The 890-nt window shown below is 62.8% G+C and carries 1 protein-coding gene and 1 pseudogene; both read right to left on the bottom strand.

The window, feature by feature from the left end:
- The coding region (locus tag EN745_RS35310) for a quinolinate synthase (RefSeq protein WP_145992351.1) at positions 1-534 on the bottom strand (534 nt) is incomplete at its 3' end.
- A gap of 64 nt (positions 535-598) precedes the next feature.
- Positions 599-890, bottom strand: a pseudogene (locus EN745_RS35305) (hypothetical protein); the annotation flags it as partial.

Below are 890 nucleotides of genomic sequence, written 5' to 3'. Positions count from 1 at the left end.
CGCCAGATATTCGTCAGGCAGCATGATGACGCGTGGCGCGTTGAGCGACTTCACCACCGCAAGCGCATTACCGGAGGTGCAGCAGATGTCGGACTCGGCTTTCACCGCCGCAGAGGTGTTGACGTAGGTCACGACTGGAGCGGAAGGATAGCGCTGGCGCATCAGGCGGACGTCCTCGGCCGTGATCGAGTCCGCCAGCGAACAGCCGGCGGCAAGGTCGGGAATGAGCACGGTCTTGTCGGGATTGAGGAGCTTCGCCGTCTCGGCCATGAAGTGCACGCCGGCGACGACGATCACGTCCGCCTCGACCGTCATTGCCTTGCGGGCAAGCGCCAGGCTGTCGCCGACGATGTCGGCAACACAGTGGAAGATCTCTGGCGTCTGATAATTGTGCGCCAGGATGACGGCGTTGCGCTCGCGCTTCAGCGCCAGGATCGCATCGATGTCGTCGGCAAAGGCCGGCCATTCGATTGGCGGGATCACCCGCCGGACGCGCTCATAGAGCGACGCGGCCGTAGGTAACGCGCCAATCATCCGCGCCTCCGCTTATGTTCCGGGTGACAACAAGCGGCATATATCTACGCCGACTATAAAGGTGTCAAGCCCGCGAAAGCGGCAATTTTGTTCCGGCAACTGCCCGGTCATCGAGGACCTCGCGTCGGAAGCGAAAGAGCTTTGCCGGCCGCCCGCCCGTATCGAGGGCGGTTTCGCCTGTTTCTTCGACCAACTCCTGCTGTTCGACGAGCCTGCGGAAGTTCGGCTTGTTGATGAGCCGGCCGGCCAGCGCTTCCACGGTTCGCTGCAGTTGCAGCAGCGTGAAGGTCGGTCGCATGAGCTCGAAGACGACCGGCCGGTATTTGATCTTGGAGCGCAGCCGCGCGATGCCAGTC

Origin of the sequence: Mesorhizobium sp. M4A.F.Ca.ET.022.05.2.1 (assembly GCF_003998845.1) — a bacterium.
Lineage (GTDB): Bacteria > Pseudomonadota > Alphaproteobacteria > Rhizobiales > Rhizobiaceae > Mesorhizobium.
The sequence above is the reverse complement of the archived record's forward strand: the minus strand, read 5'-3'. Positions and strand labels throughout refer to the sequence as shown.